A 26808-nucleotide genomic window follows, 5' to 3' on the forward strand; every position below is an offset into this window, starting at 1 on the left:
GCCCGGCGCGACCGGGCGCCGCCGCCCCACCGCGGAAGGACCCTCCCATGGCAGTGCCCGACACCGTGGCCGCCCCCGAGCGCGCGACCACGCCACCCCCGCCGGCGGTGACCGCCCGGCGTCGCCGCCCCCGCCCCGACCGGGCGTACTGGCTCTACCTGCTCCCCGGCGCGGTGCTCTTCCTGCTGGTCATCGGCGGCCCGCTGGCCTACACCGGCTACCTCTCGCTCACCCGCTGGTCCGGGGTCGGCGACCCCACCTTCATCGGCCTGGAGAACTACCAGAACCTGCTGCACGACGACGTCTTCTGGGCCTCGTTCCGCAACACCCTGGCGATGATCGTCGCCATGGTGGTGCTGCCCACCCTGATCGGCCTGGTGCTCGCCGCGGTGCTCTTCGACGCCATCGGCCGCCGGTTCCGGCCCCGCACGGCCGCCGCGCTGCGGGCCGCCTTCTACCTGCCGCAGGTGCTCCCGGTCGTGGTGGCCGGCATCGTCTGGGGCTGGATCCTGCGGCCGGACGGCGCGTTCAACGGGCTGCTCGACGCGGTCGGGCTCGGCGCGCTGCGGCACGACTGGCTCGGCGACCCGGACACCGCGCTGCCCGCGGTGATGGCGGTGATGATCTGGGTGCAGATCGGCTATCCGGTGGTCGTCTTCATGGCGGCGCTGGAACGGGTCGACCCGGAGCTCTACGAGGCCGCCGAGATGGACGGCGCCGGCTGGTTCCGCCGGTTCCGGGCGATCACCCTCCCGCAGATCCGGCCCGAGACGTTCGTGGTCGGGCTGACCTGCACCATCGCGGCCATGAAGGTGTTCGGGCCGATCTACGCGCTCACCCGGGGCGGGCCGGAGAACGCCACCAACGTCCCGTCCTACTTCGCCTACTACACCTTTTTCAAGAAGCTGCACGTCGGCTACGGCTCGGCGATCTCCATGGTGCTCACGCTGATCATCGTGGCGGTGAGCGTGCTCTTCATCCGGGCGCAGAACCGGGCCGAGCGACGGGACGGAGGGCTCTGATGGCCGTCACGACCACCCCGGCCGCCGGCCGGGCCCCACGGGTCCGGGACCGGCACGACCGCGGCGCCGGCCGCTGGGCGGTGCTCGCCCTGGTCACCGTTGCGGCGCTGGCCATGCTGGTGCCGTTCGCGTTCATGCTGCTCAACGCCTTCAAATCCCCCGGCGACTACTCGACGAACGGCCCGCTGAGCTGGCCGTCGGAGTTCTACACCAAGGGGTTGCGGACCTACTGGGAGCAGGTCGACTTCCCGGTGAAGCTGTGGAACTCGGTCCTCATCTCCGGCTCGGTCGCCGTGGCCGGCGTGCTGGTCTCCCTGCTGAACGCGTACGCGCTGGGCATCGGCCGGGTCCGCGGCCGGCTCTGGATCATCGGGCTCTTCCTGCTGGCCAACATGCTGCCGCAGGAGGCGCTGGTCTACCCGCTCTACCACTTCGCCAAGGAGGCCGGGCTCTACAACACCCGGCTCGCCGTGATCATCATCTTCACGGTCATCCAGAGCGCCTTCGGCACCTACCTGCTCGCCTCGGTGCTGAGCACCTTCCCCCGCCAACTGCTGGAGGCGGCGGCGCTGGACGGCGCCGGCAAGTGGCGGATCCTCTGGCGGGTGGTGCTGCCGAACCTGCGACCCACCCTCGCCGTGCTGCTGGTCTTCTTCTTCATCTGGACCTGGAACGAGTTCCTCATCCCGCTGGTCATGCTCATCGACAACCAGACCCAGACCGTCCCGGTGGCGCTCGCCTCGTTGCAGGGCGACCGGCTGATGGACGCCCCCACCACCAACGCCGGCGCGCTGCTCAGCCTGGTGCCGGCGATCCTGTTCTTCCTCATCTTCCAGCGCACCCTGGCGCGCGGCATCACGGCAGGAGCCGAGCGATGAAGTTCACCGACGGGTACTGGCAACTGCGCCCCGGGGTCCGCGTGCTGCGGCCCGGCACGGTCGAGTCGGTGGAGCCGGACGAGCGCGGATTCACCGTGTTCGCCCCGACCGGCCGGATCGCCGGACGCGGCGACACCCTCAACCGGCCGGTGGTCACCGTCCGGTTCTTCTCCCCGGCGCCCGGGGTGATCGGGGTGACCATCGGCCACCACACCGGCGGGCTGCCCAAGCAGCCCCGCTTCGCCCTCGCCGACTCCGCCGAGCACCCGGTGCACGTCGAGGTCACCGGGCTGCACGCCCTGCTGACCACCGGCGAACTGACCGTCCGGGTGGCCCTCACCGGCCGCTGGCGGGTCGACTTCCTGCGCGGCGACCGGCTGGTCACCTCGTCCACCGAGCGTAGCGTCGGCATCGTCACCGACGCCGAGGGCGGCACGTACGTGCACGAGCGGCTCACGCTCGGCGTCGGCGAGACCATCCACGGCCTCGGCGAGCGGTTCGGGGCGTACGTCAAGAACGGCCAGACCGTCGACATCTGGAACGCCGACGCCGGCACCGCCAGCGAGCAGGCGTACAAGAACGTGCCGTTCTACCTGAGCAGCGCCGGGCACGGGGTCTTCGTCGACCACCCCGAGCACGTCTCCTTCGAGATCGGCTCGGAGGTGGTGTCGCAGACCCAGTTCAGCGTGGCGGGGCAGTCGCTCACCTACCACCTGATCGACGGCCCCACCCCGAAGGACGTGCTGCGCCGGTACACCGCGCTGACCGGCCGCCCGGCCCGGGTGCCCGCCTGGTCCTACGGGCTCTGGCTGTCCACCTCGTTCACCACCTCGTACGACGAGAAGACGGTGAACGAGTTCATCGACGGGATGGCCGAGCGGGACGTGCCGCTGTCGGTGTTCCACTTCGACTGCTTCTGGATGCGCCAGTTCCACTGGGTCGACTTCATCTGGGACCCGGCGACCTTCCCCGACCCGGAGGGCATGCTGCGCCGGCTGCACGAGCGCGGCCTGAAGGTCTGCGTCTGGATCAACCCGTACATCGCACAGCGGTCGTACCTGTTCGAGGAGGGCCGGCAGGCCGGCTACCTGGTGCGCCGGCCGGACGGCTCGATCTGGCAGTGGGACATGTGGCAGGCCGGCATGGCGCTGGTCGACTTCACCAACCCGGACGCGGCCGCCTGGTACGCCGGCAAGCTCAAGGTGCTGCTCGACATGGGCGTCGACTGCTTCAAGACCGACTTCGGCGAGCGGATCCCGACCGACGTGGTCTGGCACGACGGCGCCGACCCACAGCGGATGCACAACTACTACTCCTACCTCTACAACAAGACGGTCTTCGAGCTGCTGGAGGCCGAACGCGGCGAGGGTGAGGCGGTCCTCTTCGCCCGGTCGGCCACCGCCGGCGGGCAGCAGTTCCCGGTGCACTGGGGCGGCGACTGCGAGTCCACCTTCGAGGCGATGGCCGAGTCGCTGCGCGGCGGGCTGTCGCTGGCCGCGTCGGGCTTCGGCTACTGGAGCCACGACATCGGCGGCTTCGAGGGCACCCCGGACGCCACGGTGTTCAAGCGGTGGATCGCCTTCGGGCTGCTCTCCTCGCACTCGCGCCTGCACGGCTCCGGCTCCTACCGGGTGCCGTGGGCGTTCGACGACGAGGCGGTGGACGTGCTGCGCCACTTCACCCGGCTCAAGCTGCGCCTGATGCCGTACCTGGCGGCCGCCGCCGAGGAGGCGCACCGGGAGGGCCTGCCGATCATGCGGCCGATGCTGCTGGAGTTCCCGGACGACCCGACCACCGCGTACCTCGACCGGCAGTACATGCTCGGCCCGGACCTGCTGGTGGCGCCGGTGCTGAGCGCGGACGGCCAGGTGACCTACTACGTGCCGGCCGGCACCTGGACCCACCTGGTCACCGGCGAGCGGGTGAGCGGCCCGGGCTGGGTGACCGAGAAGCACGACCCGGACAGCGTGCCGGTGCTCGTCCGGCCCGGCGCGGTGATCCCGACCGGGGCGCGCGACGACCGGCCGGACTACGCCTGGGCCGACGGCGTGCGGCTGCGGCTGTTCGCGCCGGTCGAGGGGCAGCGGACCCGGGTACGGGTGCCGGCCCCGGACGGCGGGCCGGGCGCCGAGTTCGAGGTGCGCTACCGGGACGGTGCGGCCGACGCCGAGCTGGTGTCGGGGTCTTCGTCGGGATACGTGGTGGAGGTGACGGGATGAGCAGGGTCGAGTTTCCCGAGGGCTTCGTCTGGGGTACGGCCACGGCGGCCTACCAGATCGAGGGGGCGGCGAAGGAGGACGGCCGGGGACCGTCCATCTGGGACACCTACAGCCACACGCCGGGGCTGACCCGCAACGGGGACACCGGCGACGTGGCCGCCAACCACTACCACCGGTGGGCGGAGGACCTGCGCCACCTGGCCGAGCTCGGGGTCGGGGCGTACCGGTTCTCGATCTCCTGGCCCCGGGTCCAGCCGGGCGGTGCCGGCCGGCTCAACCCGGCCGGGGTGGACTTCTACTCGCGGCTGGTGGACCGGCTGCTCGAGCTCGGCATCCAGCCGGTCGCCACGATGTACCACTGGGACCTGCCGCAGGAGCTGGAGGACGCGGGCGGCTGGCCGGCCCGGGACACGGCGCTGCGGTTCGCCGACTACGCCGTCGGGATCGTCGGGGCGCTCGGCGACCGGGTGCACACCTGGACCACGCTCAACGAGCCGTGGTGCTCGGCCTACCTCGGGTACGCCTCCGGCGTGCACGCCCCGGGCCGGACCGAGCCGGCCGCGGCGCTGGCCGCCGTGCACCACCTGAACCTGGCGCACGGCCTGGCCGGACGCCGGGTCCGCGAGCTGGCCCCGGCCGCCCTGCTCTCGGTCACGCTGAACCTGCACGTGATCCGGCCGGCCTCGGACTCGGCCGCCGACCACGACGCGGTACGCCGGATCGACGCGCTGGCCAACCGGGCGTTCCTCGGCCCGATGCTGACCGGGGGGTACCCGGCCGACCTGCTGGCCGACACCGCCGCGGTGACCGACTGGTCCTTCGTGCAGGACGGCGACGAGCGGACCGCCGCCGTGCCGCTGGACGTGCTGGGCGTCAACTACTACTCCAGCACCCTGGTGCGGGCCTGGGACGGGACGTCGCCCCGGTCCGACGCCGACGGGCACGGCGCTTCGGCCCACACCCCGTGGGTGGGTGCCGGCGACGTCGACTTCCTGCCCCAGCCCGGTCCGCACACCGCGATGGGCTGGAACATCGACCCGGGCGGGATGAGCGAGCTGCTGCTGCGCCTGCACCGGGAGCACCCGGACCAGCCGCTGATGATCACGGAGAACGGGGCGGCGTTCGAGGACGTGGTCTCCCCCGACGGCGCGGTGCACGACGACCGGCGGGTGGACTACCTGCGCCGGCACGTCGGCGCGGTGGCGGACGCGATCGCGGCGGGCGCCGACGTCCGCGGCTACTTCGTCTGGTCGCTGCTGGACAACTTCGAGTGGGCGTACGGGTACGACCGCCGGTTCGGCATCATCCGGGTCGACTACGAGACCCAGGCGCGCACCTGGAAGGACAGCGCCCACTGGTACCGGCGCCTGGCCACCACGAACCGGCTGCCGGACGCCTGACGGTCACCGGAGCTGCTCGTCCGCCCAGCGGGCGAGCAGCTCCAGCACCGGCCGGCGGCCGGCGAAGATCGCCGCCTCGTCGCGCCGGTCGTAGGTCTGGCCGGTCGCGCCGCCGGCCCGGTTGAGCATCACCGGTGCGAGCCAGAAGTACTTGGCCGCGCCGGTGAGCCGGACCGCACGGGCCGCCAGCACCGGGTCGACCGCGCCGCGCAGCCCCTCGACGTAGCCGGCGAGCACGGCGTCGGCGACTTCGGGCAGGCGCGCGATGTCGACCAGACCGTCGAAGAAGGTGTCCAGTACGAGGTTCGCCGCGTCCTCACCGATCGGCCCCGGCCCGACGAAGGACCAGTCCAGCAGCACCGGGCCGCCGTCGCTCAGCACCAGGTTCGTCGGCCAGACGTCGTGGTGGCAGAGGGTACGGGGAAGACGGTCCGTGGCCGCCAGCAGTTCTTGCCGCCGCTCCCAGAGCCCCCGCAGCGCGGCCCGCAGCGGTGCGGGCCAGGCCGCCACGGCGACGGGATGGTTCCACGGCACCGGCTCGGTCACCGGGCGACTCAGCGTGTAGTCGCGCAGCCAGTCCCGGGCGAGCCAATCGTGGCCGGACAGCTCGCCGGTCCGGCCCAGCCAGTCGGCGTGCGCGGCCCCGAGCCGGCGGGCCAGCTCGGCGAAGTCGCCCACCGTGCCAGCGGTCCCCGGCCGTCCGTCCGCCTCGGCCAGCCACAGCGCGACCGTGCCGTCCGGCCGCTCCTCGACCGCGAGCACGCCTGGCCCGGCCAGGCCCGCGCCAGCCCAAGCGGTGGTGGCGAGCCCGCTGCGGTACGCCTCGACCTCGCGCCGCCAGTAGTTCCAGTGCCCCGGATCGGCGCTCGCCGCCCAGTGCGCCGGGCCGGCGTCGCCACCGGGCGGCGTGATCAGCTTGAGCACCGCCGGCCGTCCGTCCCGGCGGGTCCGCCAGATGCCGCCGGTCACCCCGTTGAGCGGGTTGTGGGTCAACCCGTCTGCCGGCACATCGGCGGGGACGAGGTCGGGCGGGGGGCGGGTCATCGCGGGCAGCCTACCGGCGGAACGAAGGCGGTCGCATCACTTCGCGGGCAGGGTCCCGGCGTAGCGGAGCCCTCGATCAACCCACCGGGCCAGATCGGCACCATCCGCGCAGGCCGATGGATCCACCGTGATCCAGCCACGCATCGGCCGCCCCCGCATCACCGTCGCCTGTGCGCCGGGCTCCTCCTCCAGCCGCTCGGACTCCGCCGGGTCGACCCGGACCATGAGGCCGCCGGCGCCACGGACGACCACCGCCATGTTGCCGTTCACCATCATCGCCAGGCCACCGAACATGCGCCGCTCGGCAAGTCCGGGTTCGCGCCCGACCAGTTCTCGGACCCGGTTCGCGAGGTTCTCGTCATACGGCATCCCCGCATCCTGACACCCACGTGAGCACCGATGGCCGCCCGGACGGACAGATCGGGACGACGCTGCGTCTATTCAGGCTCAGCGACAAACACGCCATGGCCCTGCTGCCCGTAGATCAGATTGCGAGCATGCAGTTCCCTAACTGCCCGATAGGCCGTTGACCGGGCCACGTTGTACAGCTCGCCGATCTCTGAGACCGACGGCAGTTGTTGCCCTGGCGCGTACTCGCCCGAACGAATCCTGCCCTCGATGTCATCCGCTACGCGCCGGTAGTGCGGTGGTCTGGTTGGCATGATCGGCTCTCCGGAACTTCAGCGGAGATCATGTTTCCAGCCCGGAGGCGATCAGGACAAGCCGACAACCCAGGTAACAGAAGACGCCGAGGACTTGACCACAGTGAGACCTACGCCCCTCGGCCACGGAGAGCTCTGTCGACGGTCACGGCCTGGGCAGGTCGGCGCAGAGCTTCCTCGGGAAGGCCGGCGCGGCAGTGCGGACACGTCCGCAACCGGCCTCCGTCGAACTGGCGATCGTGGCCCAGCCGCGCTCGCCGGTCCAGCGCAGGAAATAGCGGCGCACGTTGACCGACGGCGTGCAGCCCGGCCTCGCCTCGGCACCGCACGGCACCGGATCGAACGGCACCGTCATGACCAGCCAGGCGCCGTCGCAGCCCTCGGGCGAGCCGACGGAGTGCCGGGACACGTCCATGCCGCGGACGGCGACGCTGATCCACGCGGGGTCACAGTGGTCCGCCGGCATCGGATCGCAGCCGAACGCCGGGTCGCAGCGGCGGTACTCCGCACCGTCGCGTTTCCACGGCTCCTGGTTGAGCACGACGAGGCGGCCGGCGATCGGCCCTGGAGCCGTCAACGTCACCTCGCCAGGCGTGTGGGTGGGGCAGGCACCTACCACCTCGGACAGGCGCGAGTCCTGCACCACGTTGGCGTAGATGCGGTTGTTCTCCTCGGTGAAGTAGGTGATTCGCGGACTTCGGGAGCATCCGTCGGCGTCACCCAGCAGCGCCACGGTCAGCACGAGCGAGCGCGGGTCGGGGCTGACCCGAACGGCGGTGACGTCAGCCTGGTAGGTGACCCAGCGGGTGTCCCCGGAGGAGGCGTCCCGCGCGGGCGCGGCGCCCGGCTTGGCGCAGCTCACGAGCGCGGCCAGGCACAGCAGGGCGGTAACGAGTCGACGCATGGCAACGAGTATCGGCCGCCCCGCGGACCCGGCACATCCGTACGGGTACTCAGCCCACCTCAGACGCCGACCCGCTGCTCCGGGATGCTCAGGCCGTAGAGCGCCATCAGCTCCGGGCTGTCGATCCGGCTGCCGTCGGCCACCGAGTCGCAGGCGATGTCCACGATCTGGTCCTTGTGCGCCAGCAGGTAGGGCCGGGCGCCGACGTCGGCGCTGGCCAGCGTGGCGATGCCGGACCAGTGCCGGCGGCCGAAGAGCATCGGGTAGCCGCGCAGCCCGTCGTAGGTGGCGCAGACCAGCACGTCCGGGTAGGGCAGGGCGGCGACCCGGCGGATCGCCGCGGCGGTGAGCCCGGGCATGTCCACCGGCACCACGACGACCGCCTCGATGGTCTCGTCGGTCAGCGCGGCCAGCCCGGCCCGGATCGAGGAGCCGACCCCGGTCCCCCAGGCCCGGTTGACCACCACGGTGGCGGCGGTCAGGTCGGTCGTCTGCCGCACCTGGTCCGCCGCCGCGCCCAGCACGACCACGACCTCCACGCAGCCCGCCTCGGCCATCGTGTCGATCATCTGGCTGACCAGCGGCTTCTTCCCCTGGTGCAGCAGCGCCTCGGGCCCGCCGATCCGGCGGCCCCCACCAGCGGCGATGATCATTCCTGCGATCCGGTTCAGCGGTGCCCCCTCGACCTGGGGGATGGGCCGGAGGCAGCAGCGCCCGGTCCGTCCCGTCGTACGCACACCGGGCCCAACGAGCGCGCCCGGGAGCGGGTAGCGGGGCAAAACGGAAAATTGACCGACTATGCCGCGTCGGCGTAGCAGTCCACGACGGACAGGTCGAGCGGGAAGCGGACCGGCGTCTCGCCGAACAGCAGCCGGGTGGCCCGCTCCCCGGCCTCGGTGACCGCGGCGGCGACCGACTCGGCCGCCTCGGCTGGGCAGTGCACGATCACCTCGTCGTGCTGGAAGAAGACCAGCTCTGCCCGGGTGCCGGCCAGCTCGGTGCGGAGCGTGGCCAGCAGCGTGGAGGCCCACTCGGCGGCGGTGGCCTGGATGACGAAGTTGCGGGTGAACCGCCCGCGCGAGCGGGCCGCCCGGGCGCGCGGGCTCTGCGGATCCGCCCCTGCGTCCGCCGCCGCCTCGTCGCCGTCGTCGAAGCCGGCCGACCCCGGCGGGCAGGTACGCCCCAGCCACGACCGGACCAGCCCGCCCGCCTCGCCGGTGCGGGCGGCCGCCTCGACGTGGCCGAACGCGGTCGGGTAGTTCTTCCTGAGCACCGCCAGGGCCGGCACCGCGGCGCCGCCGGTCTGCCCGTACATGGCGCCGAGCAGGGCCACCTTGGCCCGGGCCCGGTCACCGGCGAAGGCGTCCCGGGCCAGCGCGGCGTAGAGGTCACCGGCGCCCCCGGCGGCGGCCAGCCGCTCGTCGCCGGAGACCGCGGCGAGCACCCGCGGTTCGAGCTGGCCCGCGTCGGCCACCACGAAGGTCCAGCCCGGGTCGGCCACCACGGCCCGCCGGATCACCTTCGGGATCTGCAACGCCCCGCCGCCCCGGGTGGCCCACCGGCCGGAGACCACGCCGCCCGGCACGTACTCCGGGTGGAAGCGGCCGCCGGAGACCCAGGCGTCGCGCCAGGCCCAGCCGTGCGCCGTCCAGATCCGGTAGAGCTCCTTGTATTCCAGGACCAGCGGCACCGCCGGATGCTCCACCCCGCGCAGCACCCAGGCCCGGGTGTTCGGCACCTCCACGCCGGCCCGGGCGAACGCCTTCAGCAGCTCGGCCGGAGAGTCGGCGTGCACCTGGCGGACGCCGAACGCCTCGGCGATCCGGGCAGCCAGCTCGGCCAGCCGGCGGGGCGGCCCGCCGACCGGGGACGCCTCGCCGAGCAGGTCGGCCAGGATCGCGTCGTGCACGTCGGCGCGCCAGGGCAGCCCGGCCGCGCCCATCTCGGCGGCGATCAGCGCGCCCGCCGACTCGGCGGCCACCAGCAACCGGAACCGGCCGGGGTGCCCGGTCCGCGCGATCCGGGCGAGCTGGTCCGCGTACACCCGGGTCAACGCCGCGACGCCCGGGCCGGGCGGGCCGGACGGCGCGTCGAAGAGCGCGCCCTGGCCGTGGCCGGGCGGCTCCGGCGGGCGGGGCGCCGGGTCCGGCGGGACCGGCGCCCCGGTGAGCCGGGCCCAGGCCGCAGCGAGCGAGCGCGGCTCGCCCCAGCGGCCGGCGTGCCCGAGCAGCAGCGCCTCGGTCAGCTCGACGTCGTGGCACCGGTCGAGCCGGACGCCGGCGCGCAGCAGCGCCGGGTAGAGGGTGGCGCCGGTGGCCCAGACCCAGCGGGGCCGGTCGGCGGCCTCCCGGGCGGCCACCGCGGCGGCCAGATCGGCCACCGGCTCGGCCGGGCCGGTGGGGCGGCCGGCCGGGTCGAGCGGTTGCAGCACTCCGCCGCCCCGCTCGTCCGACTCCACCGCCACCAGCACGGACGCGATTCTGCCCGGCCCCTCCGACAGACGTGGGAGGGACCGGGCAGCGGGGTTGCGGGGGTTACTTGCCGACGCCGGCGGTGAGGCCCGACTGCACCTGGCGCTGGAACACGATGTACACGATCAGCACCGGCAGCATGGCCATGGTGACCCCGGCGAAGAGGCCGGACCAGTCGGACTTGTAGCCCTGGTTGACCGAGAGCTCGATCAACCCCTGGGCGATCACCTGGTGCTTCGGCTCGCCGGCGACCGACTGCATGAGCAGGGTCGGCAGGTACCACTGGTTCCACTGGCCGAGCACGTTGAAGATGCCGATGCTGATCAGGCCGGGCTTGGCCATCGGCAGCATCACGCTGAAGAACGTCCTGGTGTGCGAGGCGCCGTCGACCTGGGCCGCCTCGGCGATCGTGTCGGGCAGCGTCCGGAAGAACGAGTGCATGAAGAAGACGGTGAACGACAGCGACCAGGCCACATAGACCAGAATCAGCGTGACGTGCTTGTTCGGGCCGAGCAGCGGAAACACCACGTTCATGTTGTAGACGCCCTTGAACAGTGGCACCGCGGCGAGGTAGACCGGCAGGGTCAGCCCCGACAGGAACATCCAGTAGATCAGCCGGTTGCCCCTGAACTCGTAGCGGGCCAGCGCGTACGCCGCCATCGAGCCCAGCAGCATCGTCAGGGTCACGCTGAAGACCAGCACGAGCAGCGTGTTCAGGAAGAAGCTGTCGATCCCGGCCGTCCACGCCCGGGCGAAGTTGTCCCACTGCAGCGACTCGGGGATCAGCGAGAGCGGCTCGCGGATCACCTCGGAGTCGGTCTTGAGTGCGGACATCACCACCCAGAGCAGCGGGTAGACCACCATGATCGCCCACACCGCCAGGAACAGGTGTGAGAAGCCGTTGAATATCCGGCCGCCGATGCTGCCGGCGGTGGATCCCGCCCGTCGGCCCCCTGCGGGACCGGTCGGCGGCGCCGCGTCGGGTCGCCTCTGGTCGGAGGTGTGGGTCACCGTGCTCATCGTCCAGGCCTCCTCAGAACTCGATCCGCTCACGGCGGGTAATCCTCAGCTGGAGGGCGGCCAGCAGGATGGTGAAGATGGCCAGCGCCACGGCGATCGCGCAGGCGTAGCCGAACTGGCCCTTCTGGAACGCGTTGAACTGGATCACCGAGGCGAAGATCTCGCTGGCGTGGTTCGGGCCGCCCTGGCTCGGGGTCATGACGAAGACCAGGGCGTACATGTCCAGGGCGATGAAGCCCAGGTAGACCCACGCGACCGAGATGGTGTCCCGGAGCAGCGGCAGGGTGACCCGGAAGAAGGTGTGGAACCGGCCCGCCCCGTCGAGGATCGCCGCCTCGTAGATGTCCTTCGGGATCGACTGCATGGCCGCGGAGAAGAGCACCATGTAGAAACCGGCGCCGCTCCAGACCGCGATCAGCAGCAGCCACCACAGCACCGCCGGGACGCCGAGGAACGGCTCCGGGTCGGCCGTGAAGGCGATCGGGTTCTCCGCGTCGATCAGCCCGATCTTGATGAGCAGGCCGTTGATCAGGCCCTGCTGGTCGGTCCGGTAGATCTGCTGCCACATGACGGCGATGACCACCAGCGACAGCACCTGCGGGAAGAAGAAGATGACCTTGTAGAGGGCGGAGCCGAACACCCCGCGGATGCCGGCCCTGTCCTCGCGTCCGCCCACGTTGAGCAGAAACGCGAGGAACAGGGCCAGCGCGATGGTGAACAGCGGCACGGTGACCAGGAAGAAAACGTTGTGCCAGAACGCCTTCCGGATCAGCTCGTCGGAGAGCAGCCGGACGTAGTTGTCCAGCCCGACGAAGTTCTGGGAATCCGAATACCCGCCCCAGTCGGTCAGCGAGTATCCCGCCGCCTGCGCGAACGGCCACACCACGTAGAACAGGTACAGCGCGACGGGCAGGGCCAGGAAGCCCGTGACGAAACGCGCGACTCCGTGCCGCATTGGACTCACTCTCTCCGTCTGATCAGGCGGTGCGGGTCTGCTTCTTGATCGACGAGTCCTTGGCGACCTTGTCGGCGGCCGCCTGCATCTTGTCGACGAACTGCTGCGCGGTGAGCCGGCCGGCCATCAACTCCTCGGAGAGGTTCTGGCTCTCCTTGTCCAGGTCGGCGTAGAAGTCCTGGAACTTGACCGAGATCAGCTCGGTGCCGCCGTTCTTCATCAGGTTGTTGGCGCTGGCGAGCGCGGTGTCCTGCACGTTGTCGCCGGAGCCCTTGGTGGAGGCCAGCGACTTGGTCAGCTCGGCGAACTTGGCCGAGCCCGCCTTGGACAGCATCGCCCGCAGGAACTCCTTCGCGGCCTCCTTGTTCGGGGCCTTGCTCGGCACGACGAAGCCCTCACCGGACGCCGCGAACACGTCCTTCGGCGCCTTGTCGTCGGCGTTGTGCCAGTAGTCGGACAGGGTCAGCTCGAAGCCCGGCGGGATGGTGGCGGCCATCTCGTTCTTCAGCCACGTGCCGACCTGGATGAACGCCGCCTTGCCGTCGAGCCAGGCCTGCTGCGACTGGGTGTGGTCGAGCTTGCCCGGCAGCAGCAGCCGGTCCTTGACCAGCTTCTCCCACGGCTCCAGCGCCTTGAGCACGCCGTCGGCCTTCCAGGCGTTCTCCTTCAGGTTGTCGATGTCGACGACGACCTGCTTGCCGGCGGTCTTCCAGATGCTGGCCATGAGCGCCCAGCGCGGGTAGTAGCCGTGCGCGGCGTCGTGCACGTACGGCGCCATGCCCTTGGCCTTGATCTTCGGGGCCAGGGCGAAGAACTCGTCCCAGGTGGTCGGCGCCTGCCAACCCTCCTTCTTGAACAGCGCGGCGTTGTACCAGTTGCCCCACACCGTGTAGGCCACGTTCACGACGTAGAACTTGCCGTTCTGGGTGCCGTCGCCGACCGTGCCCGGCAGCAGCGAGTCCGCCACGGTGCCCTCGCCGTCCCAGGCGGGCGCGGTGAGCAGGTCGTCGAGCGGCTCGATGGCGCCCTCGTTGATCAGCGTGCTGCGGTCCATCATGTCGGCGCCCGAGTTCATGACCAGGTCACTCGGCTGCGTCGCCATCTTCGGCTGCTCTTCGGTCTTGATCTTCTGAGTGGAAGACATGTTGACCGTGACGTTGGGGTGCTTGGCGCTGAAGATGACCTTGTCTTCCTTGGCCCACTGGTCGCCCAGGCCGCCGTTGAAGACGACCACCTTGACGGCGCTGCCGTCCTTGACGCCGAACGGGTTGTCCTTGCTCTTGGCCGCGCCGCCGGTGTCGGACTTCTCCGGCTCGCTGCCGGCGCAGGCGCTGAGCAGGCCCATCGCCGGGGCGGCGAGGAGGCCGGCCGCGGCGGCCCGCTGAAGCAGGGTCCGGCGGCTGAGGTCGCCGAGGTTCTCGGGGGTAACCGACATCTTTGTCTCTCCTTGTGTGACGGGTCAGGCGGTCCGCCGGAGGCGCCCGGCGTACCGCGACTCGAGGGCGAGGTTGTGCTCGTCCCCACCGGGGACGTTGGCGGAGAGGTAGATAGGGGGTACCTCACCGGCCTGGTGGAACCGTCGCACGACCTCGGCGGTCAGCAGCTGCGCCAGCAGCGCCGCGGTGACCGACGAGACCGCACAGACCGCGCCGCCGCCCTCGAGCGGCAGCAGTGCGTCGCCGTACGGCGCGCCATTGTCCAGCACGACGTCGGCGAGGTCGGCGAGCCGCTGACCGGACGGGTGCCGCGGGGCGACCCGAGCAGTGTGCTCGACCGAGGTGACCGCGATCAACGGGTGGCCGTGCTCCCGGACCAGCGTCGCCAGCTCGACCACCGAGCCGTTGATGCCGGACTGCGAGGCGACCACGAACACATCCTCCGGCTGCGGCGCCGCCAGGGCGTAGAGCTGGTGCGCCACGGCCGGGTCGCGTTCCAGCTTGGGGTCGGCGAGCACGTCGCGGGGCGCGTCGCCGTGCAGCACGAGGTCGTGCAGGGAGAGTCGGTTGGTCGGGACCAGGCCGCCGGCCCGGGCCACCAGCTCGGCGGCGAAGGCCTCGGAGTGGCCGGCGCCGAAGGCCTGGAGCACGCCGCCGGCGCGCAGCCCGCGGGCGATCACGTCGGCCGCCCGGTCGACCGCCTCCGCCTGGGTGTCGACCAGCCGGTCGAGCACCGGGCGGACGGCGTCCGCGTAGCGCTGGGCACTGATCATGAGGTGGCCCCCTTCTCGGCCTTGTGCCCGTCGACGGCCTGGGCGGTACGCCGGAAGGCCGCGTGGGCGCGGTCGTGGGTGCGCTGCGCCACCGCGATGTAGAGCAGGTCGAGCACCACGAGTTGGGGGTGCCGCGCGGAGAGCGCGTCGGGCCGGAAGGTGGTGGCCTGGCTGGCGGTGACCAGCACGATGTCGGCCAGCTCGGCCAGCGGCGAGCGGGGGAAGCCGGTCAGCGCGACGGTGGTGGCTCCCCGACTGCCGGCCTCGGCGAGCATCTCGATGGTCTCCCGGGTCTGCCCGGTGTGCGAGATGCCGAGCGCGACGTCGCCGACGCCGAGCAGCGCGGCGCTGGCCAGCCCCTCGTGCACGTCGCTCCAGGCCCAGGCGGCCACCCCGATGCGGTGCAGGCTGAACTGCATCTCCTCGCCGACCAGGGCGCTGCCGCTGGCGCCGAAGATGTTCACCCGGCTGGCCCCGGCGATGGCCACCGCCGCCCGCTCCACCTCGCGGAGGTCGAGCAGCGCGGCGGTGTCGTGCATGGCCCGGGTGTCGGCGGCCATGATCTGGTCGAGCACCCGGGACAGCGGGTCGCTGGGCTGGATCTCCCGGCCGATGTCGACAGTCCAGCCCGCCGAGCGGGCCCGGCCCGTCTCCGCGGCGATCCCGAGCCGCAGGTCGGCGTAGCCCTCGAAGCCCATGGCCCGGCAGAAGCGGGTGATGGTCGCCGGCGAGGTGCCACTACGCTCGGCCAGCTCGACGATCGTGGCCCGGGCCGCCGCCTCCGGGTCGCTGAGCACGTGCTCGGCGACCCGGCGCAACGCCCCCGTCAGCTCCCCCGCCCCGGCCCGGACCCTGGCCAGCACGCCGTCGGAGGAGACGATCACCGCACCCCGCCGGTCGACCGCGTCGGCGTCGACCACCGCGGTCCCCGCGGGGGTGTCCACCTCGTGATCAACCATGGGATGCCTTTCGGAAAAGAGTGTTAACTGTTAGTGGTAAAAGTTCTTACTGAAGGCCCCTCTGTGTCAAGAGCGTGGGCGAAGTTTTCAAACTGTTACCTGGCGCACAGCCCGGATCTTGCGCCCGGAAGCCCGGCCGACCAGCATGAAGGGATGTCGGACACCGTCGTGGTCGGCCTCGACGTCGGGGGTACGTCCACCCGCGCCGCCGCCCTCACTCTCGACGGGTCACGCCTCGGCACCGGACGCGCCGGCGGCGGCAACCCGACCAGCCACGGCGCCGAGCGGGCCGCCGCCGAACTCCTCACCGCGCTGCGCGCCGCGCTCACCGACGTCGACCCGACCCGGGTCCGCGCCGGCGTCATCGGGCTGGCCGGGGCCGGCCGGCTCCTCGCCGATCCGCAGGGCCGCGCCGCCTTCGACCGGGCCTGGGCCGACGCCGGCCTGAGCTGCCCGTACGCCGTGCACGGCGACGCCCTGGTCGCCTACGCCTCCGGCACGGCGGCCCCGGACGGCACCGTGCTCATCGCCGGCACCGGCGCGATCGCCGCCCAGGTACGCGACCTGCGCCTCGACCGCACCGCCGACGGGCACGGCTGGCTGCTCGGCGACGCCGGCTCCGGGTTCTGGCTGGGCCGGGAGGCGGTCCGCGGGCTGCTCACCGACCTCGACCGGGCCGACCCGCCGGGCGACCTGGCCCGCCAGGTGCTCGCCGAACTGACCGGCACCACCGAGGTGGCCGCCCGCCCCCGGGCGACCGCCGAGGCGGTGGTGCAGGCGGTGACCCGGCGACCCCCGGTCGAACTGGCCCGGCTCGCGCCGCTGGTCGTCGCGGCGGCCCGCGCGGGCGAGCCGACCGGCGTGGCCCTGGTCGCCGAGGCGGCCGCGCTGCTGGCCGAGAGCGTCTCCCGGATCCGGCCGCCCGGCGCGACCGACCCGGTGGTGCTCGGCGGCGGCCTGCTCACCGGGGACACCCCGCTCGCCGCCGCGGTCCGCGCCGAACTGGCCCGCCGGTGGCCGGACGCCCCGCTGCGCAGCGCCGGTGACGGGGCGGCCGCGGCCGCCTGGCTGGCCGCCCGCGACCTGCCCGAGGTCGCCGACCCGGCGGCACTGCACGCCCTCCTGGTCCCCCCGGCCTGAGCCGCACCACCGCCGCGCCAGCTTGCCCGGCCCCTGGAACTCGACGACGTTTCGCAGTGCCGCAGGCTTGTCCACCCGGCCACGCTGGCTCCGGATCTTGGAGAGTTGTTGTTCACCACGAACGGTAAGTCGCCAAGATCTGATGTACGGCGGGCGGAGGAGGAACCGATGCGGGCGACCGGGGCGCGATAGCTCGAATCGGTGGTCAAAATCGGTCAGACCCCGCGAGCCGGCTCCGCCAGCTTGCCGACGTGGCACCTTGGGGCGGGGGCCGAGACGAAAGCAGCGGGCCGGTCGACAGCGTGTCGACCGGCCCGCTTCGCGGGGTGCGAGGCTCAGGCGTTCGGGTAGCCCGGGTGCCCCTGGGGCTGGCTGTACTGACCCTGCTGCTGGCCGTACTGGCCCTGGGGCTGGCTGTACTGACCCTGCTGCTGGCCGTACTGGCCCTGGGGCTGGCCGTACTGACCCTGCTGCTGGCCGTACTGACCCTGGGGCTGGCCGTACTGACCCTGCTGCTGGCCGTACTGGCCCTGCGGGGCCTGCTGGCCGTACGGCGCCTGCGGGTGGCCGGGCTGGCCCGGCTGCTGCGGGGCCTGGCCGTAGTGGCCCTGCGGCGCCTGGCCGTACGGGTCGGGTTGGCCCTGCGGGGCCGGCCAGCCCTGGGCCGGCTGGCCCGGGGCGGACGGGGCGAACTGGCCGGGCTGGGGCGCGCCGGCGAACTGGTGCGCCGCGGCCTGCTCGCGGGCCTCCTTGCGGGCCTTCACCGCGCGCACGATCAGCAGGATCGGCAGGATGAAGGCGTAGAAGAAGATCGTGTACCTACTGCCCACGGGAGCGAGGAACATCAGGTAGAAGCCGTAGCCGAAGAAGCCGAGGCCCACGACGACGTTCAAGATCCGAGAGCCGGTGCCCTGCTCCTTGATGGCGATGCCGATGGCGACCATCGCGATGCCGCCGAGAATCAGCAGGAGCTCGTAGACAAGTTCAAACATGTGATTCCTGTCGATCGGTGAAGGTGCCGGCCCACGATAGAGGAGCCTTCAGCGGTCCCGCTGCCCCGTTGCCTGTGGCAACCACCACCTCACGGCAGCCGGGGCACCTCACTTGAGCTGACCGGCGGTGAGGCCCGCCTGGATCTGCCGCTGGAAACTCACGTAGACCACCAGGACCGGCAGCACCGCGATGGTCAGGCCGGCGAAGAGCTGGGCGTAGTCGCCGGCGTACCCCTGGTTGACGGCGAGCGCGTTGAGCCCCTGGGCGAGCATCCACTTCGACTCGTCGCCCTGCATGAGCACCTGCGGCAGCAGGAACTGGTTCCAGTGGCTGAGGAAGTTGAAGATCCCGACGCTGATCAGTCCCGGACGCGCCATCGGCAGCATCACCCGGAAGAAGAGCCGGAAGTGGCCGCAGCCGTCGATCAGCGCGGCCTCGGCGATCGCGGTCGGCAGGGTGCGGAAGAACGCGGTCAGGAAGAACACCGTGAACGGCAGCGAGTAGGCGGTGTAGACCAGGATCAGGCCGGTCCAGGTTCCGAAGAGGCCGGCGTTGCGGACCACGAAGAAGAGCGGCACCAGGGCGAGGAAGACCGGGAACATCATCCCGCCGACGAACAGGTAGTAGACCACCTGGCGGCCACGGAACTCGTAGCGCGCGAAGACGTACGCGGCGGCGGCGCCGAGGAGCATGGTCAGGGTCAGCGAGCCGGCCACCACCACGGCGCTGTTGAGGAAGTAGCGACCGATGTGCGCCTTGGTCCAGGCCCGCGCCCAGTTGTCCAGGTGCAGCGCCCCGGGCAGCCCCCACGGGTCGGTCAGGATGTCGCTGTTGCTCTTCAGCGAGCTGAGCACCATCCAGGCCAGCGGCAACACGGTCATCGCCGCCCAGAGCAGCAGAAAGCCGTGCGAGAAGACGTTCGCCACGCCCAGTTCCCGGCGCGGCGGCCGGCCGGTCGTCGGCTCGGCGAGCGCCGCCGGGGCCGGCCGGGTGCCGGAGTCCACACTGGTCATGAGTACTCGATCCGATCGCGCCGGGCGGCCCGCAGCGCCAGCACCGCCACCGACAGGGTCAGGAAGAACATCACCACGCCGATCGCCGAGGCGTAGCCGAACTTGGTCTCGCTGCCGAACGCGGTGTCGTACATCCGCATGCCGATCACGTCGGTGGAGAAGTTCGGGCCGCCGTTGGTCATGAGCTGGACCAGGATGAACCCGTCCAGCGCGGCGATGGCCAGGTAGATCCACGCCACCTGGACGGTGTCCCAGAGCAGCGGGATGGTGATCTTGCGCAGCATCACCGCCCGGGACGCCCCGTCGAGCATCACGGCCTCGTAGATGTCGCGCGGGATGGCCTGCATGGCCGCCCCGAAGAGCACCACGTAGAAGCCGACGTTGCTCCACACCATCACGGCCAGCACGCACCAGAAGGCGAACCGCGGGTCGCCCAGCCAGGCCGGGGTGGGCAGGCCGAGCGCGTGCAGCGCGCCGTTGAGCAGGCCGCTGCGCGGGTTGTAGATCTCCTTCCAGAGCAGCGCGATGATGACCACCGAGAGCACCTGCGGGAAGAAGTAGACCAGCTGGTAGATCGCGGTGCCCCGGACGCCGGTCACGCCGGCCCGGCCCTTGCGGCCGCCCATGGTGAGCATGGTGGCGAAGAACAGGCCGAGCGCGATGGTCAGCACCGGCACCACGAGGAGCAGGACCGCGTTGTTCGTCAACGCGTTCCAGACGTAGCCGTCGTGCAGCATGGTGCGGAAGTTCGCCATGCCCACCGGGTCGGCCTGCGCGGAGTAGCCCAGCCAGTTGGTGGTCGAGATCTGAAAGGCCTGAAGGTACGGCGAGAGCACGAAGACGCCGTACAGCACCAGCGGCGGCAGCAGGAAGCTGACGATCAGCGGGTATCTGCCATGTCGCACCTGGCGACCCCTCCCTGGTTCGACCGGTGGGGGTGGGCGGACCCACCCCCACCGGGGCACGTCACGCGGCCCGCTTGTACTTCTTGATCGAGCTGTCCTGGGCGATCGAGTCGGCGCCCTTCTGGCACTGGTCGAGGAAGTCGGCCGGCCCGATCCGGCCGCTGAAGAACTCGCCGCAGGCGGCGTCGACCAGGTTGCGCTCGAGCTTGCGGTAGTAGTTGTTGTAGACCCAGTTGAAGCCGTTGGACCCGGACGCGTCCAGCGCCTTTACCACGGTGCTCAGCCCGAACGGCAGCTCGACGCCCTCGGTCGTGCCGGCCACCACGGTGAGGCTGGCGACCTTCTTGGTGAAGTCCTGGGCGCCCTTCTTGGACAGCATGGTCCGGAAGTACTCCAGCCCGCCGGCCACGTTCTTGGCCTTGGCCGGGACGATGAACGGCTCGCCCGCGGTGCCCCGGATCGCCTCGAACGGCAGCTTGTCGCCGCTGCCCAGGCTCGGGGTCGGCGCCACGGTCATGTTGAAGCCGGCCGGGGTGACGTCCTTCTGCTCGCTCTCCAGCCAGGAGCCGCAGGAGATGAAGGCGGCCTTGCCCTGGCACCAGGCGGTCTGCGACTGCTTGTGGTCCAGGCCGGGCGAGCCCTCCAGGATGTACTTGTCCTTGACGATCTGGTACCAGGCGTCCGCGGCGGCCTTCATGGCGTCGGACTTCCAGGCGTTGGGCTCCAGGTTGTCGATGGCCAGCGCCACCGACGGCCCGCCGAGCTTGATCGCGGTGGAGATCAGCGGCCAGCTCATGTAGCGCGGGTGCAGGCCGGCGTACGTCCAGGGGGCGATGCCGGCGGCCTTGATCTGCTTGCAGAGCGCGATGTGCTCGTCCCAGGTCTTGGCGTACTGCCAGCCGCGGTCGGCGAAGAGCTTGGTGGAGTGCCAGATGCCGTACACCGTGTAGGTGTAGTTCATCACCAGGAACTTGCCGTCGTAGGAGCCGACCTCGACGGCGCCGGGGAGCAGGGTGTCCTTGACCGTCTTGCCGGGGATGTCGAGGCTGGGCGCGGCGAGCAGGTCACCGAGGTCGGCCAGGGCGTTCTGGGAGACCAGGCCGTTGGGATCGATCTGCCCGGCGCCGGAGTTGTTCACCACGTCCGGCGGGGTGCCGTCGACGAAGCGCGGCTGGAGCGTCTTGCTGATCTCCTGGGTGGCCGAGTGGTTGATCTTCGCCTTCGGGTACTTCTCCTTGTACATGGCCTCGTGGGCCTTGGCGTACTCCTCGCCGAAGCCGCCGTTGAAGATCACCACCTCGAGCGGGGCGTCCTCCTTGACACCGAGCGGGTTCTGCTCGCTCTTGGTGCCCTTGTAGGCGCTGGAGTCGCCCTTGTCGTCGTCGCCACCGGAGGTGGCGCAGCCGGCGAGCAGGCCGGCGGCGGGGGTGGCCAGGAGGCCGGTGGCGGCGGTCCGCCGGAGGATTTCACGCCTGTTCATCGCATCTCCTCGGTTCGGGTACGCACGGCCCGCCGGGTCTGGGGGAACGGCGGCCGCGGCGTCGAGGCTCTGGGGGTGTCAGCTGTTGCTTGTCTTCAATTCAGTTGATGTTGCTGAAGAATTTCTACGGCAGCGCGGCCCGGACCACAAGACCTCACGACCGAACCGTTATCCGTACCAGTTGGCGGCGGCTGGCATAGCCTGAGCCCATGCGCCGCCTCCGGCAGCTCGCCGAACGCACGCCGGCCGGCCGGGAGCGCTACGTCGACCTGCTGCGGGCGCTCGCCATCACCATGGTCGTGCTCGGCCACTGGGGCGTCACCGTCATCGACTACGACCGGGCCGGCCGCCCCGCCGGCCACTCCGCCCTCGGCGACCTGCCCTGGGCCTGGCCGCTGACCTGGGTGGCCCAGGTGATACCGGTGTTCTTCCTGGTCGGCGGCTACGCCAACGCCGCCTCGCTGACCGCCCGCCGCGACCGGGGCGGCACCGCCACCGGCTGGCTGATCGACCGCAGCGCCCGGCTGGTCCGGCCGACCACCGCGCTGCTGGTGGTGCTGGCGGCCGGCGCCGCGGCGGCCACGCTGCGCGGCGCCGACCCGGCCCAGGTCCGCACGGTGGTCTGGTTCGCCACCATCCCGCTCTGGTTCCTGGTGGCCTACCTGGTGGTGGTGCCGCTGACCCCGCCGATGTACGCCCTGCACCGCCGCTTCGGGCTGGCCGTGCCGCTGGTGCTGATCGCCCTGGTCGCGCTCGGCGACCTGGGGCGGATCTTCGGCCCGGCGGGCCTGGCGACCGGCAACTACCTGTTCGGCTGGCTGGCCGTACATCAACTCGGCTTCGCCTGGTACGACACCCGCGCCCCGGCCGGGCGCCCCGACGACCCGACGGCCGGGCCGGTCGACGCCAGGCCGCGCGGCCTGCTCGGGCGCCGGCTGCCGCTGTCCCGCCGGGCGGGGGCGGCCCTGCTCGCCGGCGGGCTGGTCGCGCTGGTGCTCCTGACGGTGGTCGGGCCGTACCCGGTGGCGATGCTCAACGTGCCCGGCGAGCGGCTGGACAACGCGGCCCCGCCGAGCCTGGCGCTGCTCGCCGCGGCGGCCGCCCAGCTCGGCCTGATCCTGCTGCTGCGCGAGCCGGCGCAGCGCCGGCTCCGGCGCTCCCGGCCATGGCAGGCGGTGATCGCGGTGAACGCCGTGGTGCTCACCGTCTTCCTCTGGCACCTGACCGCGGCGGTGCTGCTCACCGGGCTGCTGGACGCGCTGGGCGTGCTGCCCACTCCCCCAGTCGGCTCGGCGGCCTGGTGGGGCTGGCGGATCCCCTGGCTGCTCGCCCTCACCGTGGTGCTGGCCGCGCTGGTCGCCGTCTTCGGCCCGATCGAGGCCCGCACCCGCCGCCCGCCCGCGACCGGCCCGGCCGGCGAGGGCGCCCGCCGGCTCCGCACCGCGCTGGCCGTCCTCGGGTACGCCGGGCTCGTCACCGGGCTGCTGCTGAACAGCCTCACCCGCAAGGCCGCGCCCGAGCCCCTGGGGCTGCCCGCCCCGGCGCTGGTGGCGTACCTGGCCGGGGCGGGAGTGCTGCGGCTGCTCAGGTCTGGGTGGGGAAGCCGAGGTTGACCCCGCCGTGTCGCGGGTCCAGCCAGCGGCTGGTGACCACCTTGCCCCGGGTGAAGAAGGCGACCCCGTCGGCGCCGTGCGCGTGCAGGTCACCGAAGAGGGAGGCCTTCCAGCCGCCGAACGAGTAGTAGGCCATCGGCACGGGAATCGGCACGTTGACGCCGATCATGCCGACCTCCACCTCGTGCTGGTAGCGCCGGGCGGCCCCACCGTCGTTGGTGAAGATCGCCGTGCCGTTGCCGTACGGGTTGGCGTTGACCAGCTCGACCGCCTCGTCGTACGAGCCGACCCGGACCACGCTGAGCACCGGGCCGAAGATCTCGTCGGTGTAGATCGACATCTCCGGGGTGACGTGGTCGAAGAGGGTCGGGCCGAGCCAGAACCCGTCGACGTCCCCGTCCGGGGTCACCTCGCGCCCGTCCACCACCGGCACCGCGCCGGCCGCGATGCCCGACTCCACGTAGGAGCGGACCCGCTCGGCATGCGCGGCGGTGACCAACGGGCCCATGTCGCAGCCCCGCCGGCCGTCCCCGGTGCGCAGCCGGCCCATCCGCTCGGCGATCCGGGCGACCAGGGCGTCGGCCACCGGCTCCACGGCGACCAGCGCGGAGATCGCCATGCACCGCTCCCCCGCCGAACCGAAGCCGGCGTTGACCGCCGCGTCGGCGGCCAGGTCCAGGTCGGCGTCCGGGAGCACCACCATGTGGTTCTTCGCCCCGCCCAGCGCCTGCACCCGCTTGCCGGCCAGCGAGCCGCGCTGATGCACGTACCGGGCCACCGGGGTGGAGCCGACGAACGACACCGCCTTCACACCGGGGTGGTCGAGCAGCGCGTCGACCGCCTCCTTGTCGCCGTTGACCACGTTCAGCACGCCGTCCGGCAGCCCGGCCTCGCTGAACCACTCGGCCAGCAGCAGCGCCGCGCTCGGGTCCTTCTCGCTGGGCTTGAGCACCACGGCGTTGCCGCAGGCGATCGCCACCGGGACGAACCAGAGCGGCACCATCACCGGGAAGTTGAACGGGGAGATCACCGCCACCACGCCCAGCGGCTGCCGCAGGCTGTACGAGTCGACCTCGGTGGAGACGTTCTCGCTGAAGCCGCCGCGCAGCGCCGAGGGGATGCCGCAGGCGTACTCGATCACCTCCAGGCCGCGCTGCACCTCGCCGGCGGCGTCCGCGAGGACCTTGCCGTGCTCGGCCGTGATCACCTCGGCGAGCCGGTCGCGGCGGGCGTTGACCAGCTCGCGGAAGGCGAACATGACCGCGGTCCGCTTGGCCAGCGAGGCGTCCCGCCAGGACCGGGCGGCCCGCTCGGCCGCCTCGACGGCGCTCGCCACGTCGGCGGCGGAGGCCAGCGCCACCTGCCCGGTACGCCGTCCGGTGGCCGGGTCGAAGACGTCCCCGCGCCGCTCGGAGTCCCCGCTGACCCGCTTTCCGTCGACGAAGTGCCCGATGGTGGTGGTCATGCGGTCACCTCCGCGGCGACGGAGGAACGGATGGCCTCGACCAGGATGGCCAGGCCCTCGCGGGCCTCGTCCTCGGTCAGGGTCAGCGGTGGGCCCATCCGCACCACGTTGCCGTGCAGGCCGCCCTTGCCGACCAGCAGGCCGCCCTCGCGGCAGGCCTCGAAGACCCGGGTGGTGAGCGCCGGGTCCGGCTCGGTGGTGCCCGGGCGGACGAACTCGACGCCGAGCATGAGGCCCTTGCCGCGGACCTCGGCGACGCGGTCGAGACCGGCGGTGGCGGCCCGCAGGCCGTCGCCGAGGATCGCGCCGACCCGCGCCGCGTTGGCCTGGAGGTCGTGGTCGAGCAGGTAGTCGAGGACGGCGTTGCCGGCCGCCGTGGAGACCGGGTTGCCGCCGAAGGTGGAGAAGCTGATCGCCGGCACCGCCTCCAGCACGTCGGCCCGGCCGACCACGCCGGCCAGGGCGAAGCCGTTGCCGATGCCCTTGGCGAAGGTGAGCAGGTCCGGGGTGACCCCGTGCGCCTGGTAGCCCCAGAAGTGCTCGCCGGTGCGGCCCCAGCCGGTCTGCACCTCGTCGGAGACGAGCAGGATGCCGTGCTCGTCGAGCACCTTCTTCCAGCCGGCGAAGAGCCCGTCCGGGCCGTGCACGAAGCCGCCGACGCCCTGGATCGGCTCGGCGATCAGGCAGGCCACGTCGCCGGCGGTCTGGGTGGCGAGCACCTCGCGCAGGTCCTCCACCGCCGCGTCGATCCGGTCGTCCTCGTCGAGCCGGGCCAGCAGGCCGCGCAGCCGCTCACCCGAGTGCAGCCAGGCCACCTGGAGCGGGTTGAGCGCGCTGGCCGACCAGCCCCGGTTGCCGGTGACGCCCATGGCCGCGTACGACCGGCCGTGGTAGCTGTTGCGCACGGCGAGGATCTGGTGCGAGCGGCGGTAGTTGGTGGCGACCAGCAGGGCCGCCTCGTTGGCCTCGGTGCCGGAGTTGGTGAAGAAGACCCGGGCGTCGGGGATGCCGGAGACCCGGGCGATCTTCTCGGCCAGCTCGACCTGCTGCCGGATCAGATAGAGCGTCGAGCTGTGCACGATGCCGGTGCGCAGTTGCCGCTCGACCGCCTCCCGGATCTCCGGGATGTCGTAGCCGATCATGTTGGTCAGCACGCCGCCGAAGAAGTCCAGGTAGCTGCGTCCGGCCGCGTCGGTCACCCGGCGGCCGGAGCCGGAGACCAGCTCGAGCGGTTCGGCGTAGTAGAGCGGCATCCAGGACGGGAGCACGGCCCGGTGCCGGGCCAGCAGGTCGTCGGAGGTCATCGGCGCACCCTTCAGCGGCGGTTGGTCTCCGCACGCTCTCACCACGGGGAGGCAGGGACAACTGTCACTGTGTAGCGCAGCGGGGCTGCCCACCTGACACCGCGTCAAGCGACCCACTGCGGTTTCCGGAGCGCAATCCGAGCGGCATGCATCATTTCGCTGGTCGGCGGCCTGCGCGACCACTTGATCCGCAGTGGTGGAGCCGAGTGTCTACCCTGGGCCCGTCGCCGGCGGAGGGAGCGTCATGCGGGTCGAGGAAGCCGTCGCCGAGCTGGCCCGGGTCGCCGCCCGGGAGGTGGGCCGGGGCAGCGAGGCGCTCGCCGTACCGACGGCCGGCGGGCTGCTCACCGCCGCCCGGTCGCTCGCCGGCCGGCCCGCGCCGGACGCCGCCGTGCTGACCGGCTTCTTCATCCCCGGCGCCGACCCGCCCGCCGCCGAGACCGACGGCCCGATCGGCGCCGTGCAGCTCGCCGCCGCGCTGCGCGCGCTCGGCGGGCAGGCCCGGCTGGTCACCGACGCGCCCTGCGCGCCGGTGGTCGAGGCCGCGATCGCCGCCGGCGCGCCCGGCGTCCCGCTCGACGTGGCGCCACTGCGCGGGTACGACGACTGGGCCGCGACCATGCTGCCCCGTTACGCGCGCCTGTCGCACGTGATCGCCTGCGAGCGGGTCGGCCCGGGCGTCGACGGCCGGCCCCGCAACATGCGCGGCGAGGACATCGGCGGGCACAGCGCCCCGCTCGACCGGCTCTTCACCGCCGGGCCCGCGTTCCGGATCGGCATCGGCGACGGCGGCAACGAGCTGGGCATGGGCCTGCTGCCGGCCGAACTGGTGACCCGGGTGGTCGACCGCGGCGAGCGGATCCGCTGCGTGGTCGGCTGCGAGACGCTGCTGGTCGGCGGCACCTCCAACTGGGCGGCCGCCGCGCTGGTCGGCGCGCTGGCGGTGCTGCGCCCCGAGGTGCCCGCCCTGCGCGAGCTGCTCCGCCCCGAGTGGTCCGCCGAGGTGCTGACCGCGATCGTCGCGCGGGCCGGCGCCGTGGACGGCGTACGCCGGCGGGCGACGCCCAGCGTGGACGGCCTGGACTGGCCCGCGTACGCCGAGCCCCTGGCGCGGATCGCGGAGCTGGTGGCGGCCGCGGCCTGAACCCCGGC

The 26808-nt window shown here is 72.1% G+C and carries 24 protein-coding genes; 7 read left to right on the forward strand and 17 right to left on the reverse strand.

From position 1 onward, the window contains the following. Nucleotides 1-47: 47 nt before the first annotated feature. Genes AB0F68_RS19640 through AB0F68_RS19655 form a run of 4 tightly spaced genes read left to right on the forward strand, consistent with a single transcriptional unit; the run spans nt 48 to nt 5519 of the window. Nucleotides 48-1022, forward strand: a complete 975-nt coding sequence (locus tag AB0F68_RS19640; protein WP_357340106.1) for a sugar ABC transporter permease — start codon at nt 48-50, stop codon at nt 1020-1022. Beyond that, nucleotides 1022-1900, forward strand: a complete 879-nt coding sequence (locus AB0F68_RS19645; RefSeq protein WP_357340108.1) for a carbohydrate ABC transporter permease — start codon at nt 1022-1024, stop codon at nt 1898-1900. The genes AB0F68_RS19640 and AB0F68_RS19645 overlap by 1 nt, the downstream gene beginning before the upstream one ends. Then, entirely contained in the window at nt 1897-4119 is a 2223-nt protein-coding gene (yicI, locus tag AB0F68_RS19650; protein ID WP_357340110.1) for an alpha-xylosidase, read from the forward strand. The genes AB0F68_RS19645 and yicI overlap by 4 nt, the downstream gene beginning before the upstream one ends. Continuing rightward, nucleotides 4116-5519 carry a GH1 family beta-glucosidase gene (locus tag AB0F68_RS19655; RefSeq protein ID WP_357340112.1) on the forward strand — a complete coding sequence of 468 codons (1404 nt, stop codon included), beginning with the start codon at nt 4116-4118 and terminating at the stop codon, nt 5517-5519. Before yicI ends, AB0F68_RS19655 begins: the two co-directional genes overlap by 4 nt. A gap of 3 nt (nt 5520-5522) precedes the next feature. Here AB0F68_RS19655 and AB0F68_RS19660 read toward each other — a convergent pair whose 3' ends face one another. From AB0F68_RS19660 to AB0F68_RS19710, 11 genes are all read right to left on the reverse strand, one after another. Continuing rightward, on the reverse strand, nt 5523-6563 hold the full coding sequence (locus AB0F68_RS19660; RefSeq protein ID WP_357340114.1) for a phosphotransferase: 1041 nt from the start codon (nt 6561-6563) through the stop codon (nt 5523-5525). A 36-nt stretch (nt 6564-6599) separates the two neighbouring features. Further along, nucleotides 6600-6932, reverse strand: coding sequence for a TfoX/Sxy family protein (locus AB0F68_RS19665; RefSeq protein ID WP_357340116.1), 333 nt, complete (start codon nt 6930-6932; stop codon nt 6600-6602). Nucleotides 6933-7000: 68 nt separating this feature from the next. Further along, nucleotides 7001-7225 carry a GntR family transcriptional regulator gene (locus AB0F68_RS19670; protein WP_357340120.1) on the reverse strand — a complete coding sequence of 75 codons (225 nt, stop codon included), beginning with the start codon at nt 7223-7225 and terminating at the stop codon, nt 7001-7003. A 145-nt stretch (nt 7226-7370) separates the two neighbouring features. Beyond that, nucleotides 7371-8129, reverse strand: coding sequence for a hypothetical protein (locus tag AB0F68_RS19675; protein WP_357340125.1), 759 nt, complete (start codon nt 8127-8129; stop codon nt 7371-7373). A 59-nt stretch (nt 8130-8188) separates the two neighbouring features. After that, nucleotides 8189-8782: a nucleotidyltransferase family protein gene (locus tag AB0F68_RS19680; RefSeq protein ID WP_357340127.1), complete on the reverse strand. Its 594-nt coding sequence runs from the start codon at nt 8780-8782 to the stop codon at nt 8189-8191. A 143-nt stretch (nt 8783-8925) separates the two neighbouring features. Then, nucleotides 8926-10629, reverse strand: coding sequence for a bifunctional 3'-5' exonuclease/DNA polymerase (locus AB0F68_RS19685; protein ID WP_357340254.1), 1704 nt, complete (start codon nt 10627-10629; stop codon nt 8926-8928). Between the two features lie 34 nt (nt 10630-10663). Continuing rightward, complete coding sequence (locus AB0F68_RS19690) at nt 10664-11464, reverse strand: carbohydrate ABC transporter permease (RefSeq protein ID WP_357340256.1); 801 nt, start codon at nt 11462-11464, stop codon at nt 10664-10666. Between the two features lie 169 nt (nt 11465-11633). Next, nucleotides 11634-12575, reverse strand: coding sequence for a sugar ABC transporter permease (locus AB0F68_RS19695; protein ID WP_357340129.1), 942 nt, complete (start codon nt 12573-12575; stop codon nt 11634-11636). Nucleotides 12576-12597: 22 nt separating this feature from the next. Beyond that, nucleotides 12598-14010 carry an N-acetylglucosamine/diacetylchitobiose ABC transporter substrate-binding protein gene (ngcE, locus tag AB0F68_RS19700; RefSeq protein WP_357340131.1) on the reverse strand — a complete coding sequence of 471 codons (1413 nt, stop codon included), beginning with the start codon at nt 14008-14010 and terminating at the stop codon, nt 12598-12600. Nucleotides 14011-14034: 24 nt separating this feature from the next. Continuing rightward, entirely contained in the window at nt 14035-14784 is a 750-nt protein-coding gene (locus AB0F68_RS19705; RefSeq protein WP_357340133.1) for an SIS domain-containing protein, read from the reverse strand. Next, nucleotides 14781-15743, reverse strand: a complete 963-nt coding sequence (locus tag AB0F68_RS19710) for a MurR/RpiR family transcriptional regulator (protein WP_357340135.1) — start codon at nt 15741-15743, stop codon at nt 14781-14783. The genes AB0F68_RS19705 and AB0F68_RS19710 overlap by 4 nt, the downstream gene beginning before the upstream one ends. A gap of 153 nt (nt 15744-15896) precedes the next feature. Here AB0F68_RS19710 and AB0F68_RS19715 point away from each other — a divergent pair, with 153 nt between their 5' ends. Further along, on the forward strand, nt 15897-16883 hold the full coding sequence (locus AB0F68_RS19715; RefSeq protein ID WP_357340136.1) for a BadF/BadG/BcrA/BcrD ATPase family protein: 987 nt from the start codon (nt 15897-15899) through the stop codon (nt 16881-16883). A gap of 335 nt (nt 16884-17218) precedes the next feature. On the opposite strand, the gene AB0F68_RS19720 is transcribed toward AB0F68_RS19715, so the two are convergent. The 4 genes from AB0F68_RS19720 to ngcE (AB0F68_RS19735) all read right to left on the reverse strand — a co-directional run bounded on the left by AB0F68_RS19720 (nt 17219) and on the right by ngcE (AB0F68_RS19735) (nt 21274). Continuing rightward, the gene (locus tag AB0F68_RS19720) at nt 17219-17875 is read right to left on the reverse strand and encodes a hypothetical protein (RefSeq protein ID WP_357340139.1); all 657 of its coding nucleotides are present in this window, start codon (nt 17873-17875) and stop codon (nt 17219-17221) included. Nucleotides 17876-17983: 108 nt separating this feature from the next. Then, nucleotides 17984-18889, reverse strand: coding sequence for a carbohydrate ABC transporter permease (locus AB0F68_RS19725; protein WP_357340141.1), 906 nt, complete (start codon nt 18887-18889; stop codon nt 17984-17986). Beyond that, nucleotides 18886-19794: a sugar ABC transporter permease gene (locus tag AB0F68_RS19730; RefSeq protein ID WP_357340143.1), complete on the reverse strand. Its 909-nt coding sequence runs from the start codon at nt 19792-19794 to the stop codon at nt 18886-18888. Before AB0F68_RS19730 ends, AB0F68_RS19725 begins: the two co-directional genes overlap by 4 nt. Nucleotides 19795-19855: 61 nt before the next feature. Beyond that, complete coding sequence (ngcE, locus tag AB0F68_RS19735) at nt 19856-21274, reverse strand: N-acetylglucosamine/diacetylchitobiose ABC transporter substrate-binding protein (RefSeq protein ID WP_357340145.1); 1419 nt, start codon at nt 21272-21274, stop codon at nt 19856-19858. 209 nt (nt 21275-21483) lie between these two features. Here ngcE (AB0F68_RS19735) and AB0F68_RS19740 point away from each other — a divergent pair, with 209 nt between their 5' ends. After that, nucleotides 21484-22887, forward strand: coding sequence for an acyltransferase (locus AB0F68_RS19740; protein ID WP_357340149.1), 1404 nt, complete (start codon nt 21484-21486; stop codon nt 22885-22887). On the opposite strand, the gene AB0F68_RS19745 is transcribed toward AB0F68_RS19740, so the two are convergent. After that, a complete protein-coding gene (locus tag AB0F68_RS19745; RefSeq protein WP_357340152.1) occupies nt 22859-24352 on the reverse strand; it encodes a CoA-acylating methylmalonate-semialdehyde dehydrogenase in 1494 nt (497 codons plus the stop codon). The genes AB0F68_RS19740 and AB0F68_RS19745 overlap by 29 nt on opposite strands. After that, a complete protein-coding gene (locus tag AB0F68_RS19750) occupies nt 24349-25656 on the reverse strand; it encodes an aspartate aminotransferase family protein (protein ID WP_357340155.1) in 1308 nt (435 codons plus the stop codon). Before AB0F68_RS19750 ends, AB0F68_RS19745 begins: the two co-directional genes overlap by 4 nt. Nucleotides 25657-25900: 244 nt before the next feature. On the opposite strand from AB0F68_RS19750, the gene AB0F68_RS19755 reads away from it, so the two are divergent. Further along, nucleotides 25901-26800, forward strand: a complete 900-nt coding sequence (locus tag AB0F68_RS19755) for a glutamate cyclase domain-containing protein (protein WP_357340159.1) — start codon at nt 25901-25903, stop codon at nt 26798-26800. The last annotated feature ends 8 nt before the right edge of the window (nt 26801-26808 follow it).

Origin of the sequence: Micromonospora sp. NPDC023966, from assembly GCF_040639095.1 — a bacterium.
In the GTDB taxonomy this organism is placed as follows: domain Bacteria; phylum Actinomycetota; class Actinomycetes; order Mycobacteriales; family Micromonosporaceae; genus Micromonospora.

Excerpts from the sequence above, each read along its gene's own strand:
- AB0F68_RS19640 (WP_357340106.1), top strand. The coding sequence starts at position 48 with ATGGCAGTGCCCGACACCGTGGCCGCCCCCGAGCGCGCGACCACGCCA.
- AB0F68_RS19645 (WP_357340108.1), top strand. The coding sequence starts at position 1,022 with ATGGCCGTCACGACCACCCCGGCCGCCGGCCGGGCCCCACGGGTCCGG.
- yicI (WP_357340110.1), top strand. The coding sequence starts at position 1,897 with ATGAAGTTCACCGACGGGTACTGGCAACTGCGCCCCGGGGTCCGCGTG.
- AB0F68_RS19655 (WP_357340112.1), top strand. The coding sequence starts at position 4,116 with ATGAGCAGGGTCGAGTTTCCCGAGGGCTTCGTCTGGGGTACGGCCACG.
- AB0F68_RS19660 (WP_357340114.1), bottom strand. The coding sequence starts at position 6,563 with ATGACCCGCCCCCCGCCCGACCTCGTCCCCGCCGATGTGCCGGCAGAC.
- AB0F68_RS19665 (WP_357340116.1), bottom strand. The coding sequence starts at position 6,932 with ATGCCGTATGACGAGAACCTCGCGAACCGGGTCCGAGAACTGGTCGGG.
- AB0F68_RS19670 (WP_357340120.1), bottom strand. The coding sequence starts at position 7,225 with ATGCCAACCAGACCACCGCACTACCGGCGCGTAGCGGATGACATCGAG.
- AB0F68_RS19675 (WP_357340125.1), bottom strand. The coding sequence starts at position 8,129 with ATGCGTCGACTCGTTACCGCCCTGCTGTGCCTGGCCGCGCTCGTGAGC.
- AB0F68_RS19680 (WP_357340127.1), bottom strand. The coding sequence starts at position 8,782 with ATGATCATCGCCGCTGGTGGGGGCCGCCGGATCGGCGGGCCCGAGGCG.
- AB0F68_RS19690 (WP_357340256.1), bottom strand. The coding sequence starts at position 11,464 with ATGGTGGTCTACCCGCTGCTCTGGGTGGTGATGTCCGCACTCAAGACC.
- AB0F68_RS19695 (WP_357340129.1), bottom strand. The coding sequence starts at position 12,575 with ATGCGGCACGGAGTCGCGCGTTTCGTCACGGGCTTCCTGGCCCTGCCC.
- ngcE (WP_357340131.1), bottom strand. The coding sequence starts at position 14,010 with ATGTCGGTTACCCCCGAGAACCTCGGCGACCTCAGCCGCCGGACCCTG.
- AB0F68_RS19705 (WP_357340133.1), bottom strand. The coding sequence starts at position 14,784 with ATGATCAGTGCCCAGCGCTACGCGGACGCCGTCCGCCCGGTGCTCGAC.
- AB0F68_RS19710 (WP_357340135.1), bottom strand. The coding sequence starts at position 15,743 with ATGGTTGATCACGAGGTGGACACCCCCGCGGGGACCGCGGTGGTCGAC.
- AB0F68_RS19715 (WP_357340136.1), top strand. The coding sequence starts at position 15,897 with ATGTCGGACACCGTCGTGGTCGGCCTCGACGTCGGGGGTACGTCCACC.
- AB0F68_RS19720 (WP_357340139.1), bottom strand. The coding sequence starts at position 17,875 with ATGTTTGAACTTGTCTACGAGCTCCTGCTGATTCTCGGCGGCATCGCG.
- AB0F68_RS19725 (WP_357340141.1), bottom strand. The coding sequence starts at position 18,889 with ATGACCAGTGTGGACTCCGGCACCCGGCCGGCCCCGGCGGCGCTCGCC.
- ngcE (WP_357340145.1), bottom strand. The coding sequence starts at position 21,274 with ATGAACAGGCGTGAAATCCTCCGGCGGACCGCCGCCACCGGCCTCCTG.
- AB0F68_RS19740 (WP_357340149.1), top strand. The coding sequence starts at position 21,484 with ATGCGCCGCCTCCGGCAGCTCGCCGAACGCACGCCGGCCGGCCGGGAG.
- AB0F68_RS19745 (WP_357340152.1), bottom strand. The coding sequence starts at position 24,352 with ATGACCACCACCATCGGGCACTTCGTCGACGGAAAGCGGGTCAGCGGG.
- AB0F68_RS19750 (WP_357340155.1), bottom strand. The coding sequence starts at position 25,656 with ATGACCTCCGACGACCTGCTGGCCCGGCACCGGGCCGTGCTCCCGTCC.
- AB0F68_RS19755 (WP_357340159.1), top strand. The coding sequence starts at position 25,901 with ATGCGGGTCGAGGAAGCCGTCGCCGAGCTGGCCCGGGTCGCCGCCCGG.